The following is a 642-nucleotide window of genomic DNA, read 5'->3' as shown; positions in this document are numbered from 1 at the left end:
GAGCTTTACATTGGCGGCGCAGGCGTTGCGCGTGGCTACCTGAACCGGCCCGAGCTGACGGCCGAGCGGTTCATCGCCAGTCCCTTTGTGGACGGCGATCGGCTGTATAAGACCGGCGACCTGGGGCGTTATCTGCCGGACGGCAATCTGGAGTTTTTGGGCCGCAACGACGACCAGGTGAAGATGCGCGGCTTCCGCATCGAGCCGGGCGAGATCGCGGCGCGGCTTTGCGAGCATGCCTGGGTGCGTGAGGCGGTGGTGGTGGCGCGCCAGGACCGCGCCGGCGACAAGCACCTTGTCGCCTATGTCGTGTGCGCGCCCGAGGCCGGCTCGGACGGGGACGATGGCGGCGCGCTTGCCGGCGCCTTGCGCGCGCATGTGAGCGGGCGGCTGCCGGACTACATGGTGCCATCCGCCTTCGTGCGGCTCGAGGCCTTGCCGCTTACGCCGAACGGCAAGCTGGACCGCAAGGCACTGCCTGCCCCCGACGACGACGCCTATGCGCACGCCACCTATGAGGCGCCGCGGGGCGCGATCGAGACGGCGCTGGCAGAGATCTGGGTGCAGCTGCTCGGGATCGAGCGCATCGGGCGCCACGACAACTTCTTCGAACTCGGCGGCCACTCGCTCCTGGCGGTGCAG

At 69.3% G+C, this 642-nt stretch carries 1 protein-coding gene; it reads left to right on the top strand.

Annotated features, from left to right (window positions below; translation table 11 throughout):
- On the top strand, positions 1-642 hold a 642-nt coding region (locus tag AC0L28_RS34720; protein ID WP_473482998.1), incomplete at both ends, for an AMP-binding enzyme.

The sequence above is a fragment of the Mesorhizobium sp. WSM4847 genome (assembly GCF_055811335.1).
The sequence above is the reverse complement of the archived record's forward strand: the minus strand, read 5'-3'. Positions and strand labels throughout refer to the sequence as shown.